Source organism: Micromonospora sp. CV4 (assembly GCF_003667455.1).
Classification (GTDB): domain Bacteria; phylum Actinomycetota; class Actinomycetes; order Mycobacteriales; family Micromonosporaceae; genus Micromonospora.
Genome location: NZ_RCVI01000036.1, coordinates 1 through 504, shown reverse-complemented (window position 1 = coordinate 504; position 504 = coordinate 1). Strand labels below are relative to the sequence as shown.

The following is a 504-nucleotide window of genomic DNA, read 5'->3' as shown; positions in this document are numbered from 1 at the left end:
GGACCGGCTCGGTCTCGACCGTCTGCTGCCCCACCGGCAGCTCAACGCGCAGATCGGCACACCCGGCTCCGGGCTCTACTCGCGCTGGCCGATCACCGACGCCGGCATCCGGCACAACCGCGGCGGTTGGGGCTTCAGTCAGGCGTACGGCACCCTGGCCGTCCCCGGCGCGCCCCCGGTCCGCGTCGAGTCGGCCCACCCCTCGGCGCCGTACGCGCTGGACCAGGTCGACGCCTGGCGCGGCGATCTGACCGCCCAACCACCGGCCACACCGGACGGTGGCCTGCGGATCCTCGCCGGGGACTTCAACGCCACCCTCGACCACGGCCCGCTGCGGGCCCTGCTGCGCACCGGCTACGTCGACGCCGCCGACGCCACCGGGGCGGGGCTGACCGGCACCTGGGGCCCGTACGACGGCGACCTGATCCCACCGGTCACCATCGACCACGTGCTGGTCGACCGCCGCATCGCGGTCACCGGCCCCACCGACGCGAAGATGACCAT

Annotated in this window: 1 protein-coding gene; it reads left to right on the top strand. The window is 74.6% G+C overall.

Annotation, left to right across the window (positions count from 1 at the left end):
- Window positions 1–504, top strand: a 504-nt coding sequence (locus EAD98_RS00170; protein ID WP_147457293.1) for an endonuclease/exonuclease/phosphatase family protein, incomplete at both ends; no start/stop codon positions are given.